The sequence below is a fragment of the Paraburkholderia susongensis genome, assembly GCF_900177725.1.
In the GTDB taxonomy this organism is placed as follows: Bacteria; Pseudomonadota; Gammaproteobacteria; order Burkholderiales; family Burkholderiaceae; genus Paraburkholderia; species Paraburkholderia susongensis.
In genome coordinates this window covers 61653-86398 of the sequence record NZ_FXAT01000004.1, presented here as the reverse complement: position 1 = coordinate 86398, position 24746 = coordinate 61653, and the positions used below count along the sequence as shown (strand labels likewise).

The 24746-nt window shown below is 65.9% G+C and carries 23 protein-coding genes; 15 read left to right on the top strand and 8 right to left on the bottom strand.

Annotated features, from left to right (window positions below):
* Nucleotides 1–151: 151 nt before the first annotated feature.
* Together queA and tgt are read left to right on the top strand one after the other, a co-directional pair.
* A complete protein-coding gene (gene queA / locus B9Z01_RS13330) occupies nucleotides 152–1210 on the top strand; it encodes a tRNA preQ1(34) S-adenosylmethionine ribosyltransferase-isomerase QueA (protein ID WP_085483690.1) in 1059 nt (352 codons plus the stop codon).
* Nucleotides 1211–1375: 165 nt separating this feature from the next.
* Nucleotides 1376–2566: a tRNA guanosine(34) transglycosylase Tgt gene (tgt, locus tag B9Z01_RS13325; protein WP_085483688.1), complete on the top strand. Its 1191-nt coding sequence runs from the start codon at nucleotides 1376–1378 to the stop codon at nucleotides 2564–2566.
* 69 nt (nucleotides 2567–2635) lie between these two features.
* On the opposite strand, the gene B9Z01_RS34835 is transcribed toward tgt, so the two are convergent.
* Nucleotides 2636–2830 carry a hypothetical protein gene (locus B9Z01_RS34835; RefSeq protein WP_143808927.1) on the bottom strand — a complete coding sequence of 65 codons (195 nt, stop codon included), beginning with the start codon at nucleotides 2828–2830 and terminating at the stop codon, nucleotides 2636–2638.
* Here B9Z01_RS34835 and yajC point away from each other — a divergent pair.
* From yajC to secF, 3 genes are all read left to right on the top strand, one after another.
* On the top strand, nucleotides 2820–3149 hold the full coding sequence (gene yajC, locus B9Z01_RS13320; RefSeq protein WP_008922485.1) for a preprotein translocase subunit YajC: 330 nt from the start codon (nucleotides 2820–2822) through the stop codon (nucleotides 3147–3149). The genes B9Z01_RS34835 and yajC overlap by 11 nt on opposite strands.
* Nucleotides 3150–3267: 118 nt before the next feature.
* Nucleotides 3268–5364 carry a protein translocase subunit SecD gene (gene secD / locus B9Z01_RS13315; protein ID WP_085483686.1) on the top strand — a complete coding sequence of 699 codons (2097 nt, stop codon included), beginning with the start codon at nucleotides 3268–3270 and terminating at the stop codon, nucleotides 5362–5364.
* A gap of 18 nt (nucleotides 5365–5382) precedes the next feature.
* Nucleotides 5383–6333 carry a protein translocase subunit SecF gene (gene secF / locus B9Z01_RS13310; protein ID WP_085483684.1) on the top strand — a complete coding sequence of 317 codons (951 nt, stop codon included), beginning with the start codon at nucleotides 5383–5385 and terminating at the stop codon, nucleotides 6331–6333.
* A 161-nt stretch (nucleotides 6334–6494) separates the two neighbouring features.
* Here the strand turns inward: secF and B9Z01_RS13305 are convergent, their stop codons facing one another.
* From B9Z01_RS13305 to B9Z01_RS13290, 4 genes are all read right to left on the bottom strand, one after another.
* A complete protein-coding gene (locus B9Z01_RS13305) occupies nucleotides 6495–7772 on the bottom strand; it encodes an MFS transporter (RefSeq protein WP_085483682.1) in 1278 nt (425 codons plus the stop codon).
* Nucleotides 7773–8068: 296 nt separating this feature from the next.
* Entirely contained in the window at nucleotides 8069–8635 is a 567-nt protein-coding gene (locus B9Z01_RS13300; protein WP_085483680.1) for a YceI family protein, read from the bottom strand.
* Between the two features lie 96 nt (nucleotides 8636–8731).
* Entirely contained in the window at nucleotides 8732–9295 is a 564-nt protein-coding gene (locus B9Z01_RS13295) for a YceI family protein (protein WP_085483678.1), read from the bottom strand.
* Nucleotides 9296–9303: 8 nt separating this feature from the next.
* On the bottom strand, nucleotides 9304–9864 hold the full coding sequence (locus tag B9Z01_RS13290) for a cytochrome b (RefSeq protein WP_085483676.1): 561 nt from the start codon (nucleotides 9862–9864) through the stop codon (nucleotides 9304–9306).
* Nucleotides 9865–10350: 486 nt separating this feature from the next.
* On the opposite strand from B9Z01_RS13290, the gene B9Z01_RS13285 reads away from it, so the two are divergent.
* The 8 genes from B9Z01_RS13285 (at nucleotide 10351) to B9Z01_RS13250 (ending at nucleotide 19488) form a co-directional block, all read left to right on the top strand.
* A complete protein-coding gene (locus B9Z01_RS13285; protein WP_085483674.1) occupies nucleotides 10351–11094 on the top strand; it encodes a paraquat-inducible protein A in 744 nt (247 codons plus the stop codon).
* Between the two features lie 7 nt (nucleotides 11095–11101).
* On the top strand, nucleotides 11102–11752 hold the full coding sequence (locus tag B9Z01_RS13280; protein WP_085483672.1) for a paraquat-inducible protein A: 651 nt from the start codon (nucleotides 11102–11104) through the stop codon (nucleotides 11750–11752).
* Entirely contained in the window at nucleotides 11745–13406 is a 1662-nt protein-coding gene (locus tag B9Z01_RS13275) for a PqiB family protein (protein WP_085483671.1), read from the top strand. The genes B9Z01_RS13280 and B9Z01_RS13275 overlap by 8 nt, the downstream gene beginning before the upstream one ends.
* Nucleotides 13403–14176, top strand: coding sequence for a PqiC family protein (locus B9Z01_RS13270; RefSeq protein ID WP_085483669.1), 774 nt, complete (start codon nucleotides 13403–13405; stop codon nucleotides 14174–14176). The genes B9Z01_RS13275 and B9Z01_RS13270 overlap by 4 nt, the downstream gene beginning before the upstream one ends.
* Before the next feature lie 325 nt (nucleotides 14177–14501).
* Nucleotides 14502–16670, top strand: coding sequence for a site-specific recombinase (locus B9Z01_RS13265; protein ID WP_085483668.1), 2169 nt, complete (start codon nucleotides 14502–14504; stop codon nucleotides 16668–16670).
* 87 nt (nucleotides 16671–16757) lie between these two features.
* Nucleotides 16758–18050, top strand: a complete 1293-nt coding sequence (locus tag B9Z01_RS13260) for a THUMP domain-containing class I SAM-dependent RNA methyltransferase (RefSeq protein ID WP_085483666.1) — start codon at nucleotides 16758–16760, stop codon at nucleotides 18048–18050.
* Between the two features lie 115 nt (nucleotides 18051–18165).
* Entirely contained in the window at nucleotides 18166–18549 is a 384-nt protein-coding gene (locus B9Z01_RS13255; protein ID WP_085483664.1) for a VOC family protein, read from the top strand.
* 198 nt (nucleotides 18550–18747) lie between these two features.
* Nucleotides 18748–19488 carry a helix-turn-helix transcriptional regulator gene (locus tag B9Z01_RS13250; protein WP_085483662.1) on the top strand — a complete coding sequence of 247 codons (741 nt, stop codon included), beginning with the start codon at nucleotides 18748–18750 and terminating at the stop codon, nucleotides 19486–19488.
* A gap of 29 nt (nucleotides 19489–19517) precedes the next feature.
* On the opposite strand, the gene B9Z01_RS13245 is transcribed toward B9Z01_RS13250, so the two are convergent.
* The 3 genes from B9Z01_RS13245 to B9Z01_RS13235 all read right to left on the bottom strand — a co-directional run bounded on the left by B9Z01_RS13245 (nucleotide 19518) and on the right by B9Z01_RS13235 (nucleotide 22560).
* Entirely contained in the window at nucleotides 19518–20969 is a 1452-nt protein-coding gene (locus B9Z01_RS13245; RefSeq protein ID WP_085483660.1) for an NAD(P)(+) transhydrogenase (Re/Si-specific) subunit beta, read from the bottom strand.
* Nucleotides 20970–21296 carry an NAD(P) transhydrogenase subunit alpha part 2 gene (locus B9Z01_RS13240; RefSeq protein ID WP_085483658.1) on the bottom strand — a complete coding sequence of 109 codons (327 nt, stop codon included), beginning with the start codon at nucleotides 21294–21296 and terminating at the stop codon, nucleotides 20970–20972.
* A gap of 121 nt (nucleotides 21297–21417) precedes the next feature.
* Nucleotides 21418–22560: a Re/Si-specific NAD(P)(+) transhydrogenase subunit alpha gene (locus tag B9Z01_RS13235; RefSeq protein ID WP_085483656.1), complete on the bottom strand. Its 1143-nt coding sequence runs from the start codon at nucleotides 22558–22560 to the stop codon at nucleotides 21418–21420.
* Nucleotides 22561–22956: 396 nt separating this feature from the next.
* Here B9Z01_RS13235 and B9Z01_RS13225 point away from each other — a divergent pair, with 396 nt between their 5' ends.
* Together B9Z01_RS13225 and mnmA are read left to right on the top strand one after the other, a co-directional pair.
* Entirely contained in the window at nucleotides 22957–23436 is a 480-nt protein-coding gene (locus B9Z01_RS13225) for an NUDIX hydrolase (RefSeq protein WP_085483652.1), read from the top strand.
* A gap of 86 nt (nucleotides 23437–23522) precedes the next feature.
* Nucleotides 23523–24746 carry a tRNA 2-thiouridine(34) synthase MnmA gene (gene mnmA, locus B9Z01_RS13220; protein ID WP_085483650.1) on the top strand — a complete coding sequence of 408 codons (1224 nt, stop codon included), beginning with the start codon at nucleotides 23523–23525 and terminating at the stop codon, nucleotides 24744–24746.

Sequence of the window (24746 nt, the reverse complement as noted above, 5' to 3'; positions counted from 1 at the left end):
CGGCTGCTGTCGAAAGAAAAGGCCGCGCCGCGCGTTAGCGCATACAGGCTGCGGCACAGGGCGCGCGCGGGCCGTGCGGGCGTCCCGCCATCATAGCGGCCCGGCTCCCGCCGCGGCTCAATTCAGTCTCAATTCGCTTCCAGTCGTTCGCATGTTTACGCTTTCCGATTTCGATTTCGATCTGCCACCCGAGCTGATCGCGCAAGTCGCGCTGCCCGAGCGCAGCGCGAGCCGTCTGCTCGACGTGGACGGCACAGGCCGCCCCGACGGCGCCGCGAGTCTGACCGACCGCCACTTCACCGAGCTGCCCGAGTGCATCGCGCCGGGCGATCTGCTCGTCTTCAACGATACCAAAGTCCTGAAGGCGCGCTTCTTCGGCGTGAAGGCGAGCGGCGGCAGGATCGAAGTGCTCGTGGAGCGCCTCACCGGCGAGCGCACCGCGCTCGCGCAAATCCGCGCGAGCAAAAGCCCGCAGCCAGGCACCACGATCCGTCTCGCGGACGCGTTCGAGGTCACGGTCGGCGAGCGCGTCGATCCGTTCTACACGCTGCATTTCCCCGCCGATTGCCTCACGCTGATCGAACGATACGGCCGCCTGCCGCTGCCGCCGTACATCGAGCACGATCCCGACGCAACCGACGAAACCCGCTATCAGACGGTGTTCGCGCAAAACCCCGGCGCGGTCGCCGCGCCCACTGCCGGCCTGCATTTCGACGACGCGCTGCTCGCGAAACTCGACGCGCGCGGCGTCGCGCGCGCGACGCTCACGCTGCATGTCGGCGCGGGCACGTTCCAGCCGGTGCGGGTCGAGAAGATCGCCGAGCACAAGATGCACAGCGAGTGGTATCACCTGCCGCAAGCGCTCGCCGACAAAATCGCCGCGACGAAGGCGCGCGGCAACCGCGTGATCGCGGTGGGCACGACCTCGATGCGCGCGCTCGAAGCCGCCGCGCGCGACGCCGACGCGGCCGGCCGGCCGCTCGCCGCGGCCAGCGCGGAAACCGACATCTTCATCACGCCGGGTTACCGGTTCCGCGTGGTCGACCGGCTGGTGACGAATTTCCATCTGCCGAAGTCGACGTTGCTGATGCTGGTGTCGGCGTTCGCGGGCGTCGAGACGATTCGCGCGGCATATCGTCACGCGATCGAAGAGCGTTACCGCTTTTTCAGCTACGGCGACGCGATGCTGCTGACGCGCCGCAACGTTTGAGCCGCTGGCAGCGCCCGCGGCCTTATGCCGTCGAGCCGCTTGCGCCGCCGGCTACGCTGTTTCGACGTTTTTGCAGTACCCAGTACCTTGAGCCGCCGCGAAATTTTCCGGCGGTCTTTCGACATTTGCGCCGGACTGTTTTCCGGTAGCCCAGGAGTGATCCCAATGACCCTCGGTCATCCCTCGCAACAGCCTGCCCACGAGCGCCCGGAGAACGGCCTCAAGTTCGAACTGCTCGGCACCGACGGCCTCGCGCGCCGCGGCCGCGTCACGCTGAACCACGGCGTGGTGGAAACGCCGATCTTCATGCCGGTCGGCACCTACGGCACCGTGAAGGCGGTCCAGCCGCGCGAGCTCGACGAGATGCACGCGCAGATCATCCTCGGCAACACGTTCCACCTGTGGCTGCGCCCGGGGCTCGAAACGATCGAGGCGCACGGCGGCCTGCACGGCTTCATGGGCTGGAAGAAGCCGATCCTGACCGACTCGGGCGGCTTCCAGGTGTTCTCGCTCGGCGATCTGCGCAAGATCACCGAGGACGGCGTCACATTCGCCTCGCCGATCAACGGCGACCGGCTGTTCCTGTCGCCGGAAGTGTCGATGCAGATCCAGAAGGTGCTGAACTCGGACATCGTCATGCAGTTCGACGAATGCACGCCGTACGCGACCGACAACATTCCGACCTCGCACAAGGAAGCGGCCGAATCGATGCGCATGTCGATGCGCTGGGCGCAGCGCTCGATCGATGAATTCCAGCGCCTCGGCAATCCGAATGCTCTCTTCGGCATCGTCCAGGGCGGCATGTTCGAGGATCTGCGCGACGAGTCGCTCGCCGGCCTCGCGGAGAAGAACTTCCACGGCCTCGCGATCGGCGGGCTGTCGGTCGGCGAGCCGAAGGAAGACATGATGCGCGTCCTGAACCACATCGGTCCGAAGCTGCCGGCCAACAAGCCGCACTACCTGATGGGCGTCGGCACGCCGGAAGACCTCGTGGCCGGGGTCGCGGCCGGCGTCGACATGTTCGACTGCGTGATGCCGACGCGCAACGCGCGCAACGGCTGGCTCTTCACGCGTTTCGGCGACATCAAGATCCGCAACGCCACCCACAGGAACTCGCTGCGCCCGCTCGACGAGCAATGCGGCTGCTACACCTGCCGCAATTTCACGCGCGGCTACCTGCATCACCTGCACCGCGTCGGCGAAATCCTCGGCGCGCAGTTGAACACGATCCACAACCTGCACTACTACCTCGAACTGATGCAGGAAATGCGCGACGCGATCGACGCGAAGCTGTTCGACGCCTTCCGCAAGGGCTTTCACGAGGACCGCGCGCGCGGCGTCGAACCGTCGTCCTGACGGCGCGGCGCGCGGATTCCACAGAAGAATCCGTGCGGCCGCCCACCGGAGCGCGCAGAAAACTTACAATCAACTTTCGCCGGCCGGAAACGGATTCAATGTGGGATTCATTGCGCGGACTCGACGCACGCACTGAAAGCGCGGCTTTAAACGGTTGATCGCAAAGCCAATTCGCCGCGCCGGCGCGCCTGCGGCCGGTGGTAGAATAATCGGCTGATTTTTTTGTCGTTTGACTGATAACGGAGAGACCAACGTGTCGTTCATTTCCAATGCCTTCGCGCAAGGCGCTGCAGCAGGTGGTATCGAATCGAACCTGATGAGCTTCCTGCCGCTGATCCTGATGTTCGGCGTGCTGTACTTCATCATGATCCGCCCGCAAATGAAGCGCCAGAAGGAACATCGCAACATGCTCGCAGCGATGGCCAAGGGCGATGAAGTCGTGACGAACGGCGGTATCGTCGGCAAGGTGACGAAGGTGGGCGAAGCCTACGTCGGCATCGAAATCTCGGAAGGCACCGAAATCACCGTGCAAAAAGCGTCGGTCACGACGATTCTGCCGAAGGGCACGATCAAGTCGCTGTAAGGCCTGCTCTCCTGCGTCCGGCACGGCCTCGCCGGCACTTCGCGCCACAGTGCGCCGAGTCGCCAGCGCTCATCGCCGGACGCATCGCATCCAAGCCAACCTTCCCGTTGGACCACTCATGAATCGCTACCCCCTCTGGAAATACGCCGTGATGCTGGTGGCTCTGGTCATCGGCCTCGTGTACACGCTGCCCAATCTGTACGGCGAAGCGCCGGCGGTGCAGGTGTCGAGCGGCAAGGCGACGGTCAGGCTCGACTCCGCGACGCTCGCGTCGGTCGAAGCCGCGCTCGCCGCCAATCAGATCAAGCCGACCGCCGTCACGTTCGACAACTCGCAGAACAACGCGAACATCCGCGTGCGCCTGACGGACACCGACACGCAACTGCGCGTGAAGGACCTGCTGCAGAAGTCGCTCAATAGCGACCCGAGCGATCCGCAGTACATCGTCGCACTGAACCTGCAAAGCGCGTCGCCGAACTGGCTGACCGCGCTGCGCGCACTGCCGATGTACCTCGGTCTCGATCTGCGCGGCGGCGTGCACTTCCTGCTGCAGGTCGACATGGCCGGCGCGCTCAACAAGAAGCTCGACTCGGACGCTTCGGATGTGCGCACGCTGCTGCGTGACAACAACGTCCGCGACGGCGGCGTGAATCGCGTGAACCAGTCGGTGGTGGTGAATCTGGCCGATCAGGCTACGGCCGACGCGGCGCTCAAGCTGCTCACCCGCAGCGTCAGCGAGCTCCAGTGGGCTTCGCAGGCGAACACGGGCGCGGACGGCGGCGTGCAGCTCGTCGGCACGTTCACGCCGGCCGTGCAGCGCACGGTGCAGGACGCCGCGCTCAAGCAGAACATCACGACGCTGCATAACCGCGTGAACGAACTCGGCGTGGCCGAGCCGGTGATCCAGCAGCAGGGCACGGACCGCATCGTGGTCGAGCTGCCGGGCGTGCAGGACACCGCGAAGGCGAAGGACATCATCGGCCGCACGGCCACGCTCGAAGCGCGTCTCGCCGATCCGAACAATCTGCACCCGAACCCGAACGACCCGGTGCCGCCGGGCGACGAGCTCTTCACGCAAGGCAATCAGGCGCCCGTCATGCTGCGCAAGCAGGTGATCTTCACTGGCGACCGCATCATCGACGCGTCGGCGGGCTTCGACGAGCACCAACGCCCGTCGGTCAACATCCGCCTCGACTCGGCCGGTGGCCGCGCGGTGCGCAGCGTGTCGCGCGACAACATCGGCAAGCCGATGGCGATGGTGCTGTTCGAGCGCGGCAAGGGCGAAGTGCTGACGGTCGCGACCATTCAGTCGGAACTGGGCGACCGCTTCCAGATCACTGGTCAGCCCACGCCGCAAGCCGCCGCCGACCTCGCGCTGCTGCTGCGCGCCGGTTCGCTCGCCGCGCCGATGGAAATCATCGAGGAACGCACGATCGGCCCGAGCCTCGGCGCCGACAACATCAAGAAGGGCTTCCACTCGGTCGTGTGGGGCTTCGCGGCCATCGCCGTGTTCATGATCGCGTACTACATGCTGTTCGGCGTGATCTCGATGATCGGCCTCTCGGTGAACCTGCTGCTGCTGGTCGCGGTGCTGTCGATGCTGCAGGCCACGCTCACGTTGCCGGGTATCGCGGCTATCGCGCTCGCGCTCGGTATGGCGATCGACGCGAACGTGCTCATCAACGAACGCGTACGTGAAGAACTGCGCCACGGCGCGCCGCCGCAACTGGCGATCCAGAACGGCTACGCGCATGCCTGGGCGACGATTCTCGACTCGAACGTGACCACGCTGATCGCCGGCCTCGCGCTGCTCGCGTTCGGCTCCGGGCCGGTGCGCGGCTTCGCGATCGTCCACTGTATCGGCATTCTGACGTCGATGTTCTCGGCGGTGTTCTTCTCGCGCGGCGTGGTCAACTTCTGGTACGGCGGCAAGAAGAAGCTGAAGTCGCTGTCGATCGGCCAGGTGTGGCGTCCGCAAGCGGCCACGGCGGGCTCGGCCGCCGCTCTTGGCAACAGCATGAGCGACGACGACGCCGCGACCGACACCGCCCAGGCCATCGCCGCCGCGAAGGCCAGCTCGAAGGCAGGTGCAAAGGCGGGCGCGAAGGCATCGGCTGCGGCCGGTGCGCAGGGACGCGCGAAGCCGACCGTGCGCCGCCGCAACGCGCCGGGCTCGAACAGCTCGACGCCGCAGAAACCGGGTTCATCCCGCTGAGCCCCGGAGAACAAGACCATGGAATTTTTCCGTTTCCGCAAAGACATTCCGTTCATGCAGCGCGCGTTGATCTTCAACGCGATCTCGCTGCTGACGTTCCTTGCCGCCGTGTTTTTCCTCGTGCATCGCGGGCTGCATCTGTCGGTGGAATTCACCGGCGGCACCGTGATCGAGGTGCAGTATCCGGGCGCGGCGCCGCTCGACCCGGTACGCGGCAGCCTCGCCAAGCTCGGTTATGCCGACGCGCAGGTGCAGAACTTCGGCACCTCGCGCGACGTGCTGATCCGTCTGCCGCTGAAGGCGGGCTACACGTCCGCGCAACAGAGCGACCAGGTGATGGGCGCGCTGAAGGCCGACACGCCGCAAGTGCAGTTGCAGCGCGTCGAGTTCGTCGGTCCGCAGGTCGGCAAGGAACTCGCTACCGACGGCCTGCTCGCGCTCGCCTGCGTGGTGGTCGGTATCGTGATCTACCTGTCGTTCCGCTTCGAATGGAAGTACGCGGTGGCCGGCGTGATCGCCAACCTGCACGACGTGGTGATCATTCTCGGCTTCTTCGCGTTCTTCCAGTGGGAGTTCTCGCTGTCGGTGCTGGCCGCAGTGCTGGCGGTGCTCGGCTACTCGGTGAACGAGTCGGTCGTTATCTTCGACCGGATTCGCGAAACCTTCCGCCGCGAACGCAAGATGACCGTGATCGAAGTCATCAACCACGCGATCACGAGCACGATGTCGCGAACCATCATCACGCACGGCTGTACGCAGATGATGGTGCTGTCGATGTTCCTGTTCGGCGGCCCAACGCTGCACTACTTCGCGCTCGCGCTGACGGTCGGCATTCTGTTCGGTATCTACTCGTCGGTGTTCGTCGCCGCCGCGCTCGCGATGTGGTTCGGCGTGAAGCGTGAAGACCTGCTCAAAGACAAGAAGGAACGCGTCGATCCGAACGATCCGAACGCGGGCGCGCAGGTCTGATTCGCGGGAAGCTGATTCGCCCGTGTCAGACGTTGTATCTGACGTTTAGAAGCAGCGGATGACGCAAGCGGCAAACAAAAGGCCGGTTCCAATTGCGAACCGGCCTTTTACGTTTACGCCGCGACTACCGGCGGCACAGGCGCGCCCTCCAACCCCCTGCCCTAGCGGAACCCGAGCTTGCGCCGCGCCCCGATCAGCGCCGCGATGCTCAGCAGCGCCGCGAAAATCACGTAGTAGCTCGGCGCGGCCTTCGAACCCGTCGCGCTGATGAGCCATGCGATGATGAACGGCCCGAAGCCGCCGAAAATCGTCACTGCGATGTTATACGCGAGCGACATGCCGGTCGTGCGCGTCTGCACCGGAAAGATCTCCGAGAGCAGACCCGGCGTGGCGCCGAAGTATCCGCTCACGAGGAAGCCGAATACGATCTGCCACGTGATCAACACGCCAAAGCTCGGATGCGCGATCAGATACTCAAACGCCGGATAGACCAGCACGAGCATCAGCACCGCGGCGGCCAGCATGATGCGCGTGCGTCCATGCAGGTCCGACAGATGCCCCACCACCGGTGAGAACACCATCTGGATCAAACCCGTCACCGCAATCGCCGAGAATGCGACCGAGGGTGCAAGTCCCAGTTGCTTCACGCCATAGGTCGGCATGAACAGCATCAGATACGCCGACACGGTCCCGAGCACCACCACGCCCATCGCGATCAGGAGCCGCAGCTTCTGGGTCGCGAACGTATCGCGCAGCGGAGTCTGGGTCGGTTCGGCCGCGAGGAATTCGGGCGTCTCGTCGAGCTTCGTGCGGATATAGAGAGCGACCGGCCCGATCAGCAGGCCGAACACGAACGGCACGCGCCAGCCCCACGACGCCATCTGCTGCGCCGACAGATTGCCGGTCAACAACGCGCCGAAGCCGGCGGCCAGCAGCGTCGTGAGCCCCTGACTCGCCATCTGCCAGCTTGCGTAGAAGCCGCGCCGCCCCGGCACGTGCTCGGCGAGAAACGCGGTCGCGCTGCCGAACTCGCCGCCCGCCGAGAAGCCCTGCATGAGCCGCGCGAGCACGAGGATCAGCGGCGCGGCAACGCCGATGCTCTGATAGGTCGGCAAGATCGCGATGATGAGCGTGCCGGTCATCATCAGCAAGATCGACAGCGTGAGCGCCGCCTTGCGCCCGGAGCGGTCCGCGTACGCGCCGATCACGATCGCGCCGAGCGGGCGCATGAAGAACGACACGCCGAACGTGCCGAGCGTGAGCAGCAGCGAGACCGTATCGTTGCCGGCCGGGAAAAACAGCCTCGAGATGATGACCGCGAAAAAGCCGTACACCACCAGATCGAACCATTCGAGCGCGTTGCCGATCGAGGCGGCGACCACCGCGCGCCACGAATTCTGCCGGCTTCCCGCGACGCTTGCCGCTGTCGTTGCATTCATCCAGATCTCCTGTACCGCGCGAAATATTTATCGGCGTGAACGTCTTGCGCCCATGCTGGCCGCACCGGCTACGCGCACCACCGGCATGACTCGCTGCGTTCTATTTAACTGAAAAAATAAAGCGAGGCGAGCGGCAAATAACGGAAGCCCGCCGCGCAAGGCCTCGGCGTTCGATACAGGCGATAAAAAACCGCTTCGTCGCGAGGCGAACGAAGCGGCTGTCGTATTGCGTTGCGTTGTGTTGCGGCGCAGCGCGAAAGCACATGACACGCCGCTCGTCGCGGCAGCGCGCGCGCTTACTGCTTGACGCCTTCGGACTGGATATGCAGACGCGTCTCCATGCTGAAGCCGTACTTCGCGCCGAAGTCCATGCCGAAATCGGCGCGGTTGAATTGCGTGCTCGCCTCGACGCCGCACACTTCGCGCTTCAGAACCGGGTGCTGCATGCACTTGAACGAATCGATCTTCAGATTCACCGGTTTCGTGATGCCGCGAATCGTCAGGTTGCCGATCACTTCGACCGGCTTGTCGCCGTCGAATTTGATCTCGGTGCCCTTGTAGGTCACGGTCGGATATTTGGCGACGTCGAAGAATTCGTTCGATTTCAGATGGTCGTCGAGCTTGCCGTTGCCGGTCTGCACCGAAGCGGGATCGACGGTCACGTCGAGCGTGCCGGTTTTCGCCGCGCGATCGAGCGTCACCGTGCCGGTGGTCTTCGTGAACTTGCCGCGCCAGATCGACAGACCGCCGAAGTGATCCGCCTCGAAGCTCGGATACGTGTGGGTCGGGTCGAGCATATAGGTATCGGCGGCGAACGCGCCGAGCGAGAGAGAAGAAGCCAGCGCGCCAACGGCGATCAACATGGACGTTTTCAATTCATGCTCCTGTATTGCGGTGAAAATCGCGGTGAAAAAAGCGGCGCGCGTGACCGGCGCGGCGCACCTCGAGAATGCCGCGCGCTACTTGCGAGCGGCAACGATATGAAACTTGATGAGCACTTCGTCGGCGACGACCGAGGTGTCCTTCCATTCGCCGGTGCCGATGTCGAATTGCGAGCGCTTGATCGGCAGCGAGCCGTCGAAGGTTTGCGTCGCGCCCTGCTGCGTCACCGTAACCGGCACCACGACCGTTTGCGACTTGCCCTTGATGGTCAGCTTGCCCGTTACGTTGAACTTGCTGCCGCCGGCCGGCGCAATCGCGCTCGAGACGAACGTCGCGCCCGGATACGTCTTCGCGTCGAACCAGTCCTTGCCGCGCACCTGCTCGTTGTAGCTCTCGTCGCCGAGATCGTAGCTGGCGACGTCGATATTGATCTGCGCGCTGCCGGCGGCGGGCTTGGCCGGATCGAAGCTGATCTGCGCGGTGAACTTGCCGAACTTCCCTTCGACCGGCACGTTCATCTGCTTCGAAGTGGCGCTCACCGAACTCTTCGCGACGTCGACCTGCGCGAGCGCCGCGCCCGCGGCGCTCAGCGAGGCCGCCGCGAACGCGGCGAGCATGTAGCGATAAAACGAAACCTTCATGGTCGTCCTTATTTGAGGAAAGGGAGCATGCGCGACAGCAGGCCGTCGCGGTCCAGCCATTGATGCTTGAGCGCCGCCACGACGTGCAGCGCGACCAGCGCGAGCAAGGTGTAATTGAGCGCGATGTGCAGGTTCTTGAGCACTTCCTTCAACTGCGGATCGGGCGCGATGAGGCGCGGCAGTGGAATCAAGCCGAGATAGACGACCGGCACGTTCGCCGCCGAGCTGTACAGATAGCCGGAGATGGGAATCGCGATCATCAGCACGTACAGCAGCAGATGCACGAGATGCGCGCCGCCGCGCTGCCAGGCGGGCATGCGGCGCGGCAGCGGAGGCGCCGCGTGCGTCGCGCGCCAGAGGATGCGCAGAATCGCGAGCGCGAACACGGTCACGCCGATCCACTTGTGCCAGGAGAAATAACGCAGCTTGGTGGGCGTGAAGCCCGGGATGTCGGTCATCACCCAGCCGAGGGCAAAGCCGCAGACGATCAGGAGCGCGATCAGCCAGTGAAACGCGATGGCGGTCCGCGTATACGACTCCCGGTGAGCGAACGAAGGATTAAGTGTCATGACAGATCAACGCAGGCTGATGAAAGTTAACGGCGCGGCTCGCCCAGCTATTCCCCGCTGCCGCGGATTGCTCGCGGCGGCTTGCGGGGATGCCCGGATGGGGGCGCCCTGATGGCGCTCCCGCCCGCCGATGCGAACAGCATCGCAGTAAGCGCCGCAGGCACACGCCAAGGCCGCCATGCTACCCCAAGCGCACGAAGCTGCGCATAAGCGGCATCGGTCGAGCGGGTCTGAATTTGTTGCGCCGCCACACGCCGCCTTGAACAATTGGGGACCGAGACTGTCGGAGCACAAGCAATCCATGCCAGACTATCGTGCCCCGGCGGCGCAACGAGACCGGATCATCGCCCAGCCGCGACGCCGTCCGGCGTGCGGCTCGTGCCGGCAACAAAGCCGCGTTTGGTACTATTGCCCCACACTGTTCCAGATCCGTCGTCAACAACAGGCCTTGCACGCCGCCCCTCACGTCGTTAGCCCATCTGCCGCATGGAACATGACAATCTGATCGCGTGCCATGAATGCGATACGCTGTTCCGCAAGCCACGGCTTGTCGGGCGCACCGCCGCGCGCTGTCCGCGCTGCGGCGCGACGCTCTATCGCGGCGTCTCGCGCAAGCTCGACGCGATCAGCGCGATGACGCTCGCCGCGCTCATCACGTTTCTGATCGCGCAAGGCTTTCCGATCGTCGAACTCGAGACCAACGGCATCACCTCGCAGACCACGCTGTTCGGCGCGCTCGTCGCGCTATGGGGCGAGAACATGGAGATCGTCGCGGTCATGGTGTTCTGCTCGACGATCCTCTTTCCGCTCACCGAACTGGTCGCGTTGCTCTATGTGCTCGTGCCGCTGCGCGCCGGCTTCGTGCCGATCTATTTCAACCGCGTGCTGCGCGCGATCCAGTTTGTGCGGCCGTGGGGGATGATCGAAGTGTTCATGCTCGGCGTGCTGATTACCATCGTGAAGATGGTCAGCCTCGCGCGCGTGATTCCCGAGGCGGCGCTGTTCGCGTTCGGCGCGCTCACGCTGATGTTCGCGGTGGTCGTCACGTTCGATCCGCGCGTGCTGTGGGATCTCGCCGACGAACTCAGCGAGCGCAACCGGCAGCCGCGCACGCCGGGCAGCAACGCGGGAAACGCGGCAGACCCGCTCGCCGCGCCGCCAGCGGACACGTCCGGCGGCGCACCGTCCGCGTTGCCGCCCGGCTTGCCGCCAACGCCGCGCGAAGGGTGAGCCCGCGATGAAATACGTCACCGCGAAACGCGCGGGCTTCGTCTCCTGTCATGCGTGCGGACGCGTCGATCCGCGCCTGCGCTCGTTCAGGCCGCAGCGCTGCAGCCGCTGCGGCGCGCACCTGCACTCGCGCAATCCGGACAGCCTGATGCGCACCTGGGCACTGCTGATCGCCGCCGCGCTGCTGTATATTCCCGCGAACCTGCTGCCCGTGATGCACACCGCGTCGCTGCTCGGCTCCGAGGACGACACGATCATGAGCGGCGTCGTCTATTTCTGGACCTCCGGCGACTGGCCGCTCGCGGTGATCGTATTCATCGCGAGCATCATGGTGCCGATGCTCAAGCTCAGTGTGCTCGTGCTGCTCACCGTCACTGCGCAGCGCCGCTCGCGCTGGCGTCCGCAGCAGCGCACGACGCTTTACCGGATGGTCGAGCGCATCGGCCGCTGGTCGATGCTCGACGTGTTCGTCGTCACGCTCACCGTGGCGCTGGTGCGTTTCAAATCGCTTGCGGTAATCACGGCGGGGCCGGGCGCGATCGCGTTCGGCTCGGTCGTGATCCTGACCATGATCGCCTCCATGCAATTCGATCCGCGGCTCATCTGGGACCCCGTGGAAGGCAGCACCCCCAAACCTCAGGATTCTGACCATGACTAGCCCGCAAGGACCGACGCCCGCTTCTCCCGATGCGCCGCGCAACGATTCGAACGGACCGAAGCTGCCGCCCCACCTGCCGGACCCCGACATCGAGCCGCGCAGCCGCTGGCTACCCTCGCTCGTCTGGGTGATTCCCTTGATCGCCGCGCTGATCGGCATCGCGCTCGTCATCAAGTCGGTGACCGAGCGAGGGCCCGTGATCACGATCAGCTTCAACAACGCCGAAGGGCTCGAGCCGGGCAAGACCAAGGTCAAATACAAGGACGTCGACGTCGGCTCGGTGAAGACGATCACGCTCGCGCAAGACCTCTCGCACGTGCTCGTGCAGGTGCAGCTCACCAAGGAAGGCGAACAGTTCGCGGTCAAGGACTCGCGCTTCTGGGTGGTGCGCCCGCGCGTCGGCGCGAGCGGCGTGTCGGGTCTCACGACGCTGCTCTCGGGCGCGTACATCGGCACGGACGCGGGCCGCTCGACCGAGACCCAGAAGAGCTTCGTCGGCCTCGAAACGCCACCGCCGATCACCGGCGACCAGAAGGGCCACCAGTACGTGCTGCACGGCGAGTCGCTCGGCTCGATCGACATCGGCTCGCCGATCTTCTACCGGCGCGTGCAGGTCGGCCAGGTGGTCGGCTTCTCGCTCGACAAGGACGGCACCGGCGTGACGATGCAGGTGTTCGTGTCCGCGCCGTTCGACCAGTACGTCGGCACCAACACGCGTTGGTGGCATGCGAGCGGTGTCGATCTGCGGCTCGATTCGAGCGGCTTCAAGCTGAACACGCAGTCGCTCGCGACGGTGATCGTCGGCGGCCTGTCGTTCCAGTCGCCGCCCGGTCAGAACATGGGCCCGCAGGCGCCGGACAACCAGACGTTCCGCCTCGGCTCCGACGAAGCGGACGCGATGCGCGAACCGGACGGCGTCCCGTTGCGCGTCGTGATGAACTTCAACCAGTCGCTGCGCGGGCTGTCGATCGGCGCGCCGGTCGATTTCCGCGGCATCGTGCTCGGCCAGGTGACCAACATCGGCATCGACTACGACCCGAAGACGCGCAGCTTCACGATGCCGGTGACGATGGACGTGTACCCGGACCGCCTCGGCAAGCGCTTCCGCGAAACCGCGCCGCAGCCGGGCACGCTCGCGGGCCAGAGCCTGTTGCAGCAACTGGTCAAGCATGGGCTGCGCGGACAGTTGCGCACCGGCAACCTGATCACCAGTCAGTTGTACGTGGCGCTCGATATTTTCCCGAAAGCGCCGCCCGCCACCGTCAACGTGACGACCGATCCGCTCGAGCTGCCGACCATTCCGAACACGCTCGACGAATTGCAGCTGCAGGTCGCCGACATCGCGAAGAAGCTCGACAAGGTGCCGTTCGACCAGATCGGCGACAACCTGAACAGCGCGCTGAAGAACGCCGACCAGTTGTTCTCGCGTCTCGACAAGGAGGTCGTGCCGCAGGCCCGCGACACGCTTACGGCCGCGAAGCAGACCTTCAACTCGGCCGAGGCGACCTTGCAGCAGGACTCGCCGTTGCAGTCCGACGTTCATCAGGCGTTGCAGGAACTGACGCGCACGTTGCAGTCGCTCAATGCGCTGTCGGATTATCTGGAGCGTCATCCCGAATCGCTGTTGCGCGGTAAATCAGGAGATAAACCATGATGTTTGCCCGGCTCCCCCGCCTGCCGCGCGCGCTCGTGCGCGGCGTCGTGTATGGCGGCGCGCTCGGCGCGGCGGTGGCGCTCGCGGCGTGCGCGTCGCCGCCGAGCCACTTCTATACGCTGGGCGGCGCGGATACCTCCGCGGCCGCGACCAACCCGGCGAACGGCTCCGCGCCGGCCGTCGCGCGCACGGCGGCCGCGCCCGCGTGGCTGATCGAAGTCGCGCCGGTCAACGTGCCGCCGCAGGTGTCGAGGAATCAGCTGGTCGTGCAGACCGGCCCGACCCAGGTTCAGTTGCTCGAACAGGAGCGTTGGGCCTCGCTGCCGGGCGACGAGATCCGGCGCGCGCTGTCCACGGATCTGACGCAGCGGCTCGGCACCATCGACGCGTTCGGCACCGCGCGGCCGGACAACACGCCGGTGTACCGGATCGCGATGAACGTGCAGCGATTCGAATCGTGGCCCGGCTCGCATGCGCTGATCGACGCGGTATGGAGCGTGCGCGCGGTGCACAGCAACGCGGTGATGACGTGCCGAAGCGTGGTCAACGAGCCGGTCGGCAGCGGGTATGACGCGCTCGTCGATGGGCATCGGCGGGCGCTCGCGCAGGTGTCGACGCAGATCGCCTCGGCGGTGCAGGCCATGGCTGCGGCCGCGGGCGGCACGGCTGGATCGGCGGGTGCAACGGGCGCGGCGGGCAAGGCTGCCGGGAAAGCGGCGGCGGCCGTGCCGCCCTGTCCTGCGGAGATGAACGCGGGAACCGGCGCCTGAGGCGTCTCAGGCGTTTGATGGAGCTCGGCTGGCGCGAGTTCTGGGCGCACGTGCATGTGCGTAGCCGCCTGAATCGTGCCGCTTTTTTTCGTGCCGGTCTTCACTGCCGGTCTTTACCCGACCGTTCCACAAGCATCGCGCTATCCGCCTATGTCGATGTCAGGCATGCAGCAGCATGCGCTGCCGGTGTGTCCGGTGGATAGCGCAGCCAGCCTCCTCAACCGGTCCGCCTCGCCGTACTCGCCAACCTACGCCCCGTGAGCACGCTCACGCAACATCAGCACTCTGCTTCCATACCGCACGCATCCGCAGGACGAGAAAACCCATGTTCGACTCGCTCAAACGACTCATCAAAAAATGGCGTGCGTCGCGCGACGGCGGCCATCAACTCGATGCGCTGCTCGCCATCGCGGATAAAACCGCGCCCTATGCCGAGCGCTGCGAATGGCTGATCGAACTCGCACACTGGATTCGCCGCGGCCGCGCGGTGCGGCCCGGCACCGCGGACGGCGCCGAATCCGCCGCTTCGCACCCGAACGCCGCGCACACGCGCATTCGCTATCTGCTCCATGTGCTGGATCGCAATCCCGCGTGGAAGGTCAATGTCGCCGGCATTCTGCGTGCGCTGCTGCGCGAAACCGACGGTCTTTCGCTGCTCTGCGACGCCGGCATGCCTGTACATTCCGGCTTCTTCGGCGCTGTGTTCGAGCGCGTCGAAGCGTCGCTGATCCCGCCCGCGCCGAACCGCCGCGACCTCGCCGCGATCGTCACGCTGATGTTCAACTCGGAGCGCGACGCCGAATGGATCGATACGCTGCCCACCGACCTGCTCGTGCGCATTCACGCACTGTTCGACTACGCGGCGCACGAGGACGACCTGCGCAACAGCACGCCGTTCTCGCTCGACCTGCTCGCCGCGCTGCATAACCTCACCTGCCAGATCAGCTCGACGGGTCTCTCGCAGACCGTGCGCAGCCGCCTCGGCGGCGCGGCCCCGCGCGACAGCGCGAGCGACGGCGTGAGCAACGGCGTGAGCAACGACCGCCTCGACGCAGCGAACGACGTGCGCGTCGCGATGGAAAAGCAGCCGTTCTACCGGCTCACGCGCGCGATGCTCGCGGTCGAAGCCGCGCATCACACGTACGCGGCGGGCGGCCCGCAGGAGCCGTTGCTGCGCGAGGTCAACTATCTGCGCCTGCTGCTCGACGAGTGCCGCAGCGCCACCGGCAACGTATTCGCGCATCTGTACCGCAACGGCGTGAGCGTCGACATCGTGTTTCAGGTCGAGCGCATGCGCATGCGCATCGAGCGCGCCGAGCAGTTGCTGAACGCATGGCTCGCCCATGACGACCCGCACGCGGGCGCGCGCCTGACCGCCGAACTCGTGCGCGCGAATCACGCGAGCCAGAGCGTCGCGCATCTCGCGAGCAGCAATTTTTCGCTGCTCGCGCGCAAGGTCGTCGAGTACAGCGCCGATACCGGCGAGCACTACATCGCGCGCGATCGTGCCGAATATCTGAAGATGATGCGCATGGCGGCCGGCGGCGGACTCGTCACGGTCGTCACGGTCTGCGTGAAGTTCGCGATCAGCGGCGCACATCTGCACGCGATGTTCGAGGGGCTGCTCGCCGGCATCAACTACGCCGCGAGCTTCCTCCTGATGCACTTCCTGCACTTCTCGCTCGCCACCAAGCAGCCGGCGATGACCGCGCCGACGCTCGCGCGCGAACTCGACGGCGTCGGCACGCCGGCGGGCGTCGACAGCTTCGTGAGTTCGGTGACCGCGCTGATGCGCACCCAGGCCGCCGCGGTGCTCGGCAACGTGCTGCTCGTGTTTCCGCTGAGTCTTGGCGTGGATCTGCTGTGGCACGCGCTGTTCCACACCGACCTCATTTCGCCCGACAAGGCGCTCGCGACGCTGCGCTCGTTCTCGCTCGTCGGGCCGACGCCGTTCTACGCGGCGCTGACCGGCGTGCTGCTGTGGTCGTCCAGCCTGCTCGCGGGCTGGGCGGACAACTGGTTCATCCTGCATCGCGTCGCCGATGCGCTCGCCTACAACCGCCGCCTGCGCATGACGCTCGGCGCGGCCGGCGCCGACCGTCTCGCGCGCTTCTGCCGCGCCAACGTCGCGGGCGTGGCCGGCAACGTCACGCTTGGTCTCATGCTGGGGCTCGTGCCCGCGATCCTGACCGCGTTCGCGTTCAAGTTCGAAGTGCGTCACGTGACGCTCAGCGCGGGCTCGATCGGCGTCGCGCTCGGCGTGCTCGGCGAAAGCGCGCTGAAGCTGCCGGCGCTGTGGTGGGCCGTGGCGGGCGTCGCCAGCATGGCGATTCTCAACGTCGCGGTGAGTTTCGCACTCGCGTTCTACATGGCGGTGAAATCGCGCGACCTGCGGCGCAACGCGGTGCGCTCGCTGCGCGGCGCGATCTGGCAGCGGGTGCTGCAGCATCCGCTGGAACTGGTGTGGCCGGCGAAAGTGGGGCGGGGGCGGTAGAGCGCCCCGCCACGGCGCGAATCGCACCTGGCCGCCTACCCCGACCGCGTACAATGGCGCCTTATCCAACGCCTTGCGGCAACCTCAATGTCCTTCGACTTCTTCCTTCCCTGCCCGCGCGGACTCGAAGCTCCGCTCGCGGCCGAACTCGCCGAAATTGCCGCCAGACATCTGAACGGCGCACCGTTCACGGCCGGCGCCCAGGTGCCCGGCGGTGTGCATTTTCGTGGCGGCTGGGCCGCCGGCATGGCCGCCAACCTGCATTCGCGCCTCGCGAGCCGCGTGCTGCTGAAAATCGCGCATCGGCCGTATCGCAGCGAGCAGGACATTTACGCGCTCGCGGTCGAGCAACGCTGGGAACAATGGTTCTCCGCGCACGAGACGCTGCGTGTCGACGTCACCGCGATCAAGTCACCGCTGCGCAGCCTCGAATTCACGACGCTGCGCGTGAAGGACGCGATCTGCGATCGCCTGCGCGAAAAGAGCGGCGCGCGGCCCAGCATCGACACCGCCATGCCCGACGTGCGCGTGTTCGCCTTTCTGACCGCGACCGATTGCACGCTGTACCTCGACACCTCGGGCGACCCGCTCTTCAAGCGCGGCTGGCGTCTCGACAAGGGTGCGGCGCCGCTGCGCGAGAACCTCGCGGCGGGCATTCTGCGTCTGACCGGCTGGCAAGCCGGCACGCCGCTCTATGACCCGATGTGCGGCAGCGGTACGTTCCTCGCCGAAGCCGCGCAGGTTGCGCTGAACATCGCACCGGGCGTCGAGCGCCGCTTCGGCTTCGAGAAGCTCAAGCAACACGATGCGAAGGCATGGCAGACGCTCAAGAGCGCCGCGCTCGAAGCGAAGCGCGCCGCGCATGGCTCGCGCGCCGATCTGCAGATTTTCGGCAGCGATATTTCCGGCGATATGCTCGAAAAGGCGCGCGCGAACTTCGAGCGCGCCGGTTTGCCGACGATTCCGCTCAAGCAGCTCGACGCACGCGACATGACGCCGCCCGCGCCGGGTGCTGGCATTCTCGTCGCGAATCCGCCGTATGGGGAGCGGATCGAAGTGCGCGGGCGCAACGCGCGCGGTGAGTTGCGCGAAGGCCGCGGCAATCGCGACAACCGTGACGACGACCACTTTCGCCGCGTTCAGGAAGAAGCGCCGGACAGCGAATTTTTCCAGTTGCTCGGCAACGCGCTGAAGCAGCGTTTTGCGGGCTGGCAGGCGTTCATCCTGACATCGGATCGCAAGCTGCCGGGGCAATTGCGGCTGCGTGAATCGACGAAGACGCCGCTCTTTAACGGCGCGCTCGAATGCCGGCTGTTCCGCTTCGATCTGATTACGGGCAGTGTGCGGCAGCGGGCGCAGGGCGATACTCCGGCTGCCTGACCAGGTTACGCGTCCTCGACCCTACTGCCACCACGCTGTCAGCAGCACCCCCGCACACTCCTTCTCACGCCATCCGGCGCCTTGTACCGCCTACTGCCATCCGAAGGAGAGTGCCATGTCCGCATTGCCCAAAGTCGTTGACTGGTTCGAGATTCCGTCCGTCGATTTCGAACGCGCGGTGCACTTTTACGAAGCCGCGCTCGACGTCCAGTTGAACCGCCAGGAAGTCGGCGGCCACCCGATCGCCATATTCGGCTACGAGGAGCCGGCCACTGGCGGCGCGATCATCCACAGCCCGTCGATGAAGCCCGCCGGCGACGGTTTGACCCTCTACCTCAATGCGCGGCCCACCGTCGACGCAGCGCTCGCGCGCATCGAACAGGCGGGCGGCAAGACTGACGGGCCGGTCATCAAGCTGCCGCAGGATATCGGCTACATCGCGTTCTTCACCGATACCGAAGGCAACCGCCTCGGCCTGCATTCGCGCACGAACGGCTAAAAGCGGCTGACGCGGCTGGGAACCACTGGAAACGGCTGACAACGGCTGGGGAGCAGCCGCCACAGCGGCTGAGCTGCGAGGAACAGCGGCCAGCCTCGCGTTGCGCACGTTCCTCTTTCCGCGTGCTACCACGCCCGCACAGTCCCAGTTCGCGCAACGCCAGCGCCAGGCCACGGCAAACCTCACGCGAAGCACGGCATGCGGCGCTATCATCGCGGGACCGTTCCCCTCCTTCTCCACCCGACGCCCACGATGACGCGCCGCGCCGACCGCCTGTTCCAGATCGCCGAATTGCTGCGCGGCCGGCGCCTCACCACCGCGCAACAACTCGCCGAGTGGCTCAACATCTCGCTGCGCACGGTCTATCGCGACGTGCGCGATCTGCAATTGTCAGGTGTGCCGATCGAAGGCGAGGCCGGTGTCGGCTACCGGCTCGCCCGCTCGGCGAGCCTGCCGCCGCTCACCTTCACCGCCGACGAACTCGCCGCGCTCGCGGCCGGCGCGCGCATGCTCGAATCATGGGGCGGCGCGGACTTCGCGAGCGGCGCGCGCGGAGCGCTCGCGAAGATCGCCTCGGCGATGCCTGCCGACAAGCGCGTGGCACTCGAACGGCTGGCGATCTTCGCGCCGTCGTTTCACATCAAGGGGGACTTCTCGGCGCAGCTCGACACGCTGCATCGCGCGATCGACGCACGGCAAGTGGTGCGCTTCGCGTACACCGACGCGAACGGCGCGCACACCGAGCGGCGCGTCTGGCCGCTCGCGCTTGCGTATTGGGGCGCGCGCTGGACGCTCGGCGCGTGGTGCGAATTGCGCGGCGATTTCCGCAATTTCGGGCTCGAGAAGATCCGCGATCTCGCAGTACTCGAAACCTATCCGGATCAGGACGGCAAGCGGCTCGCGGACCTGCTGCGGCACGTGAACGCGAAGCCGAGGTAAAGGCCTCGGCCCGCCGCCGCTGGCGCCTTTTATTCGACCGCCTTCACCATCTCCTCGATCACCTTCTTCGCGTCGCCGAACACCATCATCGTCTTGTCCATGTAGAACAGATCGTTGTCGAGACCGGCGTAGCCCGCCGCCATCGAACGCTTGTTGACGATCACGGTGCGCGCCTTGTACGCCTCGATGATCGGCATGCCCGCGATCGGCGACTTCGGATCGTTCTTCGCGGCCGGATTCACCACGTCGTTCGCACCGAGCACGAGCACCACGTCGACCTGGCCGAACTCGCCGTTGATGTCCTCCATCTCGTACACCATGTCGTACGGCACCTCGGCCTCGGCGAGCAGCACGTTCATATGGCCCGGCATGCGTCCCGCCACCGGGTGAATCGCGTACTTCACCTCGATGCCCTTCTCGACGAGCTTGTCGGTCAACTCCTTCAGCGCATGCTGTGCGCGTGCGACGGCAAGCCCGTAGCCCGGCACGATCACGACGGTCTCCGCATTGCCGAGCATGAACGACGCGTCGTCGGCGGAGCCCGATTTCACCGGACGCTGCTCGGCCGCGCCGCTCGCCGCCGCGCCCGCCTCATTGCCGAAGCCGCCGAGAATCACGTTGAAGAACGAACGGTTCATCGCGCGGCACATGATGTACGACAGGATCGCACCCGACGAGCCGACCAGCGAACCCGCGATGATGAGCATCGGATTGTTCAGCGAGAAGCCGATACCCGCCGCCGCCCAGCCCGAGTACGAGTTCAGCATCGACACGACGACCGGCATGTCCGCGCCGCCGATCGGAATGATGATCAGCACGCCGAGCACGAACGCGATGATCGTCATGATGATGAACGGCAGCCACGACTGCGTGAGAAAGAAGATCACGCCGAAGCCGAGCATCGCAAGCGCGAGCATCAGGTTGATCAGATGCTGCCCGGCGTACACGACCGGTGCGCCCTGGAAGAGCCGGAACTTGTATTTGCCCGAGAGCTTGCCGAACGCGATCACCGAACCGGAGAACGTGATCGCGCCGACGAACGTGCCGATGAACAGCTCGATGCGATTGCCGTATGGCAGGAAGCCCGGAACCGGATTCTCAGGATCGACGAGGCCGAAGGCAGACGGCTCCGACACCACCGCATACGCGATACACACGGCGGCAAGACCGATCAGCGAGTGCATCGCCGCGACCAGTTCGGGCATCTTGGTCATCTCGACGCGCGCCGCGACGAACGCGCCGACCGCGCCGCCGATCACCAGCGCGACCAGCAGCAGGCCGAGCCCGAGGCCGAGATTGGAGCCGAGCACGGCGGCCTGCTTCGAGATCAGCGCGATGGTCGTGAGAATCGCGATCGCCATGCCGACCATGCCGAAGGTATTGCCGACGCGCGCCGTCTTCGGATTCGAGAGCCCCTTGAGCGCCTGGATGAAGCAGACCGACGCGACGAGATAAAGCAGCGTGACGACGTTCAGGCTCATTTACGCACCCTCCTTACCGCCAGCCGCGAGTTTTTTCGGTTCTTTCTTCTTGAACATCTCGAGCATGCGCCGTGTGACGAGGAAGCCGCCGAACACGTTGACGGCCGCGAGCGCCACCGCGATCGTGCCGAAGAACTTGCCCGCGCCGCCGACCGTCAAGCCCGCCGCGAGCATCGCGCCGACGATCACGATCGCCGAAATCGCATTGGTCACGGCCATCAGCGGCGTATGCAATGCGGGCGTGACGTTCCAGACCACGTGATAGCCGACGTAGATCGCCAGCACGAAGATGATCAGATTGATCACGGTGTGATTGATGACTTCCATCGCCGCTCCCTCCTGTCGACCCGGGTTGGCGCCTTGGCGCGTACCCGGGTGCCATGCAACATCGTTGCTGTCGATCCGGGTTGGCGCTTTGGCGCCGGACCGGATCCCATGTGCTTCGTTGCTATGCCTTGCGCGTCACCTGGCCGTCGCGGGTCAGCAGCGTGGCCGCGACGATGTCGTCCGCGAGATCGATGTTCAGCGCGCCTTCCTTGGTGATGATGAGCTTGAGGAAGTCGAGCAGGTTGCGCGCGTACAGCGACGACGCGTCGGCGGGCACCATCGCGGGCAGATTCGTATAGCCGACGATCTGCACGCCATGGCGCACCACCACCTGGTCCGCTTCGGTCAGCGGACAATTGCCGCCGCGCCGCCCTTCGTATTCGGCGCCGCGTCCGGCCGCGAGGTCGACGAGCACCGAGCCCGGTTTCATCGCCAGCACGGTTTCCACCGAAATCAGCGTCGGCGCGGGCCGCCCTGGAATCAGCGCGGTCGAGATCACCACATCCGCCTGCTTCGCGCGCTCGTGCACGAGCGCCGACTGGCGCGCGAGCCACGACGGCGGCATCGGCCGCGCGTAGCCGCCGACACCCTGCGCGGCCTCGCGTTCTTCGTCGGTTTCGCAAGGCACGTCGAGAAATTTCGCGCCGAGCGATTCGATCTGCTCTTTGACGGCCGGCCGCACGTCCGACGCTTCGATCACCGCACCGAGGCGCTTGGCGGTCGCGATCGCCTGCAAGCCGGCCACGCCCGCGCCGAGAATCAGCACGCGCGCGGCCTTCACGGTGCCGGCCGCCGTCATCAGCATCGGCATGAAGCGCGGATAGAGCGTCGCCGCGAGCAGCACCGCCTTGTAGCCGGCGATGTTCGCCTGCGACGACAGCACGTCGAGGCTTTGCGCGCGCGTCGTGCGCGGCGCGGCTTCGAGCGCGAACGCGGTGACGCCGGCGGCGGCGAGCTTGCCCGTATTGTCGGTGTTGAACGGATCGAGCATGCCGACCAGCGTCGCGCCGCGCTTGAGCAGCGGCAGCTCGGCATCGGTGGGGGATTGGACCTTGAGGACGAGATCGGCGCCGAAGGCGGTGGCGGCATCGACGATCTCCGCGCCTACGGCCGTATAGGCATCGTCAGGAAAGCTCGCGCCGGCCCCGGCGCCGCTCTGGAGCGTGACCCGGTGACCTTGCGCCACGTATTTCTTGACCGTTTCGGGCGTCGCGGCAACGCGGGTTTCATGCGCGCGCGTCTCGGCTGGCACTCCGATGTGCATCGTTGTTCCTCCTCGACTTCCTGTTTGACGACAGATCGGCCGACGAGGCACGCCGGCTTGCAGATGCAACGGCTAACGAAGGTCCCACTTTAACCGAAACCGCCGCGGCGCAAAAATCGGGGTCAATGCTGGGGAGCGGCAAGGGCGCCGATTGGCCGCGAATCGGACAGCCGGCGGCCTCGAATTGGCCGCCCGCCGGGCAGCCAGCGGCCACCTGACGGCCCCGGGATTGGCCCCGCGGATTGCCCCGGGATTGGCCCCGCATTGGCCCGGGTTTGCCGCCCATCTGGCCGCCAGCCGCCGCGAACCGCCGCCGGCCGAGGCCGGGCCGCTGCCCAGCCACTGCCCGGCCCGCCGCCCGGCAGCGCGCGCCCATAACCGGTAAAATGCGCACCCATGAAACCGGAAACCTGGCTGCCGCACGTCACCGTCGCGGCGATCGTCGAGCGTGACGGGCGCTTCCTGCTGGTCGAGGAACATACCGCCGCCGGCCTGCGCCTGAATCAGCCCGCCGGCCATCTGGAGGCGGGCGAAACGCTGCTGGAAGCGGTGATCCGCGAAACGCTCGAGGAAACCGCCCATCCGTTCACGCCCGAGGCGCTGGTCGGCATGTACATGACCCACTTCGAGCGGCCGGGCCGTGAGGGCACCACGTACTTGCGCTTCACCTATTGCGGCGCGGGCGGCGAACCGGATGCGACGCGCTCGCTCGACCCCGACATCGCCCGCACGCTGTGGATGAGCGCCGACGAACTGCGCGCGTGCCCGGAGCGGCACCGCACACCGCTCGTCATGCAGTGCGTCGACGATTACCTGGCCGGCCGGCGTTTCCCGCTCGACTTCGTGCATACGCATTCGGTCGGGCCCAAACGATAGACCAACCTCGCGATAACCATCGCGGCAGCCGTCACGAGCGGCGACGCCACGATCCATGCAGTCATGCAGCACCCAGTGAGCACCTTATGAGCAAGCGCAAAGTCGTAGTAGGCATGTCGGGCGGCGTCGATTCGTCGGTCACCGCGTGGCTGCTGAAGGAACAGGGCTACGACGTGGTCGGCCTCTTCATGAAGAACTGGGAAGACGACGACGACAGCGAATACTGCTCGACGCGGCAGGACTGGATCGACGTGGTATCGGTGGCGGACCTGATCGGCATCGACGTCGAGGCGGTCAACTTCGCGGCCGAATACAAGGACCGCGTGTTCGCCGAGTTCCTGCGCGAATACTCGGCCGGCCGCACGCCGAACCCGGACGTGCTGTGCAACGCCGAAATCAAGTTCAAGGCCTTTCTCGATCACGCGATGTCGCTCGGCGCGCAAACCATCGCTACCGGCCACTACGCGCGCGTGCGCCAGAACCACGAGCGCGACGGCCGCTTCGAGCTGCTGAAGGCGCTCGATCACACGAAAGACCAGTCGTACTTCCTGCATCGGCTGAACCAGGCGCAACTGTCGAAGACCCTGTTTCCGCTCGGCGAGATTCCCAAGACGAAAGTGCGCGAGATCGCCGAACAGATCGGCCTGCCGAACGCGAAAAAGAAAGATTCGACCGGCATCTGCTTCATCGGCGAGCGGCCGTTCCGCGACTTCCTGAACCGCTATCTGCCGACCCAACCCGGCCCGATGATGACGACCGAGGGCAAGGTAGTCGGCGAGCACATCGGCCTCGCGTTCTACACGTTCGGCCAGCGCAAGGGCATCGGCCTCGGCGGCAGCAAGGACGGCAGCGGCGACCCGTGGTTCGTGGCCGGCAAGGACATCCCGTCGAATACGCTGTTCGTCGCGCAGGGGCACGATCATCCGTGGCTGCTGTGCCATACGCTTAGCGCGGGCAATACGAGCTGGGTCGCGGGCGAGCCGCCGGCGGAAGGCTTTGCGTGCGGCGCGAAAACGCGTTACCGGCAGGCGGACGCGGCGTGCACGTTCAGTCACGCGAGCAACCGTGACGCGGCGAGCGGCGACCTTTTCGAGCTGACCTTCGACGCCGCGCAATGGGCGGTCACGCCGGGGCAATCGGCAGTGCTGTATGACGGCGACGTGTGCCTCGGCGGCGGCATCATCGAACATGCAGTGACCGGCCAGCCGGACGAACTGCCGCAAGTTCAGCCGCAAGCCCAGCCGAAGGCGCGCTCGCGGAAAAAGCCGCAAGGCCAGCGGCAAAAAGCGGCGCTGCTGGGCGCGCGTTGA